We start from the raw sequence: 3668 nt of genomic DNA, 5'->3' as shown, positions 1-3668 counted from the left end.
TACCATCGCCGGTCCGGAACTGGCATTTCTCATTTCCGGCTCGTTTATTATCGAAAGCCTGTTCTCCATCCCCGGTATTGGCCGCTTGTTCGTTCAGGGTGTTTTCGCCCGTGATTACGGACTAATTATGGGCGCGATACTTTTCTATGCCTTTGCCGTTGCCGTGGTGAATCTGGCGGTGGATATATTGTACTCTGTTATAGACCCGCGCATCCGTTATGGCTAAGGAGCAAAATGACTGCAAATGTAGAAGCAATACGCCCTCACCATAATCTGTGGGGCGATGCTGCGATACGGCTGAAACGAAACCGCCTGGCAGTAGCCGGAGGTATTATCGTTCTTCTGATTGCCCTGGCGGCTGTATTTGCTCCCCTGATAACCAGCTACGCTTATGACCAGCAGGACCTTAATGTCATTCTCGAAGGTCCCAGTCCCAGTCATCTCATCGGGACAGATACTCTGGGGCGGGATGTTTTTACCCGCTTGCTCTACGGCGCCCGCACTTCCCTGGCAGTGGGTATATTTACACAGTTCGTCGTTCTGGTCATCGGACTTCCCATCGGGGCTTTTGCCGGTTACATCGGTGGCAGGACAGATAATATTATGATGCGCTTTGTCGATGTAATGTACGCTTTCCCGGATATTCTTCTCATAATCCTGCTTCGCGCCATACTTGGAGGCAGCATCTTTATGGTATTCCTGGCAATCGGCCTTGTCGCCTGGGTCAATATCGCTCGCCTCGTCCGGGGACAGGTATTATCTTTGAAGCAGCGTGATTTTGTGACTGCAGCGCGAGCTATGGGTGGTAACGGTAGTTATATTACCCTGCGCCACCTGCTGCCGAATTCGCTGGGTCCGATAATAGTGGCAGTAACCTTTAATGTACCCCGGGCTATCTTCGCCGAGGCGGCTCTCAGTTATATCGGCATCGGTGTTAAACCCCCCACGCCGAGCTGGGGCACTATGATTCGTGATGGCTATGATGTCATCTTTGCGGCTCCCCACCTGATTGTTTTCCCCGCTTTGGCAATCGCTGTCTTAATGCTTGCTTTTACCTTTTTGGGCGACGGCTTGAGGGATGCTCTGGACCCGAGGCTGAGGCGATAAGTATGGCAGACATACTTGAAGTTCGTAATTTAACCACTCATTTCTATACCGAAGACGGTGTAGTCAGGGCGGTTAACGGAGTATCATACTCGGTTGCCAGGGGTGAAACGATAGCCCTGGTGGGAGAGAGCGGCTGCGGCAAGACGGTGAGCGCACTCTCTATCCTCCGGCTTATTAAGGAACCTCCGGGCAAAATTCTCTCCGGCGAGGTCATTTTCGATGGCGCCGACCTTTTAAAACTCTCCGGCGAGGAATTGCGTAAGGTAAGAGGGGACAGAATCTCGATGATTTTTCAGGAACCGATGACCTCGCTAAACCCGGTATTGACCGTGGGACGTCAGATTTCCGAGGCTCTGGAATTCCACCAGCAGATGACCAAAGAAGGCGCTCGAAACGAGACTATCAGACTCCTCGATCTTGTGGGGATTCCCCAGCCGCAGCAGCGGGTGAAAAATTACCCTCATCAATTCAGCGGCGGAATGCGCCAGCGTGTGATGATTGCGATGGCAATATCCTGCCAGCCGCAGCTTATCATCGCCGACGAGCCTACCACTGCGCTGGACGTTACCATCCAGGCGCAACTCCTTGAAGTTATCCGCGATATTACCAGAGAATTACAGACTGCACTCATTCTTATTACACATAACCTGGGGGTTGTAGCCCGTTATGCTCGCCGCGTATATGTCATGTATGCCGGTCAGGTCGTTGAACATGGGCTATCGAGGGATGTCTATAAACAGCCGGCGCATCCTTACACTGCGGGTCTGCTGGCTTCGGTGCCCCGTCTGGATGAATCCGTACGGATCAGACTGAAACCGATTGAGGGGCAGCCGCCCGACTTGACTGTTTTTCCCGAAGGCTGCGTCTTCCGGCCGCGCTGCGTTTACCGGAGTGATGATTGCCATAAGGGCAGTGAAGAACTTACAGAGGTGACAGCCGGTCATTATTCGGCGTGTGCCAGAGTTCAGGAGAGTGCCAGACTATGGCAGGGAGTGTAATATTAGAAGTAAATGACCTTACTATGTCGTTTTCGGCAAATACCGGCTTGCTCAGGCAAAAAGAGGCGGTAACGGTAAAGGCAGTGGACGGAGTGACTTTTACCCTTCACGCCGGAGAGACGGTGGGGCTGGTTGGCGAAAGCGGGTGTGGTAAGACTACTCTGGGCAAATGTATTTTACAGCTATACCGGCCTACCGGCGGCGAAGTGCTCTTCAAAGGTACTAACCTGTGCAGACTCTCGGATAAAGAGCTGCGTCCCGTACGTCAAAAGCTGCAGGTCATCTTCCAGGACCCTTATGATTCGCTCAATCCCCGTTTTACCGCCGCTGATATTATCGGCGAACCGATGCGTATTCATGGCGTAACACAGGGCTACCGGAAGCGCATCTCCGAATTGCTGGAAACGGTGGGGCTTTCGCCTTATATGGCAGACCGCTATCCCCATGAATTCAGCGGCGGGCAGCGTCAAAGGCTCGGTATTGCACGGGCGCTGGTACTGCAGCCGGACTTCATTATCTGTGACGAACCCATATCAGCTCTGGACGTTTCCATACAGGCGCAGATTATCAATCTCCTCAATGATTTACGGGAACAATTCAATATCGCTTACCTATTTATCTCCCACGACCTTTCGGTAGTCCGCCACATAAGCGACCGTGTAATGGTAATGTATCTGGGGAAGATAGTTGAAATTGCCAGCCGTGATGAACTTTATAAATCGCCTTTGCATCCCTATACCCGAGCGCTGCTCTCCGCAGTACCGATTCCAGACCCTGATGCGGAAGCGGAACGAAGCGTCATTATGCTCAGGGGAGAAGTATCCGGGCCGTCAGATTCACCCTGCGGCTGTGTCTTTTACCATCGCTGCCCCCATGCCTTTGAGTTATGCAGCTCTACTGCGCCGCTACTCGAAGAAGCTGACGGCGGTCACCATGTTGCCTGTCTCCTCTATGACTCCTCCCATTCCTAATCCCAAATTGTTCCTGTTTTACTGCTTACTATTTGCCGAAAGAGAGTGTTAAATTTTTTCACCTTATGCGCTTGGCATTTTCCTTCTCGGACTTTCAAAATCATCTACCGCTAATATAGCGGCCCTTCTATTCAGGTATTCTTTTTGTTTATCTCAGTCATATTCCCCTCCCCCCTATTCAGAAAAGAAATGAGCTATTATGCAAATGCGCCCAACCGTCTCCAAAAACCAGCAGACATTGTTTGTGAAGATATTTCCAAGAGAGTCAGCTTCTTTACCGAGTTGATTTCGCCAGCTTCCTTTCCCACACTCTCTCCCTGTGGGTCTGACTAGCTCACCTGAACAGATGATGTTATTTTAAAAGACGAAGCTGTTATTGTTAAGTCCTAGTCCTCGTAGTTTACACTTGCAGTAGTACAGGAAAGACATTGTGATTGGAAGGCTATAGTCTGACTGTCTTGAAGAGGTACATTCTCAAAGCTAACTTCGGCTATATTTTTGCAAGCAGATGGTGGGCAGTGCTTGACGATAGACTTGACCTTACCCCATTCTTAGTGCCATCTGCATCTTAGCGTTTCCGTCTAGTGCCATG

Annotated in this window: 4 protein-coding genes; all 4 read left to right on the top strand. The window is 50.9% G+C overall.

What is annotated here, in order from left to right:
- On the top strand, window positions 1–226 hold a 226-nt coding region (locus Q8Q07_04755; GenBank protein MDP3879599.1), incomplete at its 5' end, for an ABC transporter permease subunit.
- An 8-nt stretch (window positions 227–234) separates the two neighbouring features.
- Complete coding sequence (locus Q8Q07_04750) at window positions 235–1107, top strand: ABC transporter permease (GenBank protein ID MDP3879598.1); 873 nt, start codon at window positions 235–237, stop codon at window positions 1105–1107.
- Between the two features lie 2 nt (window positions 1108–1109).
- The gene (locus tag Q8Q07_04745; protein MDP3879597.1) at window positions 1110–2105 is read left to right on the top strand and encodes an ABC transporter ATP-binding protein; all 996 of its coding nucleotides are present in this window, start codon (window positions 1110–1112) and stop codon (window positions 2103–2105) included.
- Window positions 2090–3076: an ATP-binding cassette domain-containing protein gene (locus Q8Q07_04740; GenBank protein ID MDP3879596.1), complete on the top strand. Its 987-nt coding sequence runs from the start codon at window positions 2090–2092 to the stop codon at window positions 3074–3076. The genes Q8Q07_04745 and Q8Q07_04740 overlap by 16 nt, the downstream gene beginning before the upstream one ends.
- The last annotated feature ends 592 nt before the right edge of the window (window positions 3077–3668 follow it).

It is taken from the genome of Dehalococcoidales bacterium, assembly GCA_030698765.1.
In the GTDB taxonomy this organism is placed as follows: domain Bacteria; phylum Chloroflexota; class Dehalococcoidia; order Dehalococcoidales; family UBA2162; genus JAUYMF01.
This window is presented reverse-complemented; position numbering and strand designations above follow the sequence as displayed.

Excerpts from the sequence above, each read along its gene's own strand:
- Q8Q07_04750 (MDP3879598.1), top strand. The coding sequence starts at position 235 with ATGACTGCAAATGTAGAAGCAATACGCCCTCACCATAATCTGTGGGGC.
- Q8Q07_04745 (MDP3879597.1), top strand. The coding sequence starts at position 1,110 with ATGGCAGACATACTTGAAGTTCGTAATTTAACCACTCATTTCTATACC.
- Q8Q07_04740 (MDP3879596.1), top strand. The coding sequence starts at position 2,090 with ATGGCAGGGAGTGTAATATTAGAAGTAAATGACCTTACTATGTCGTTT.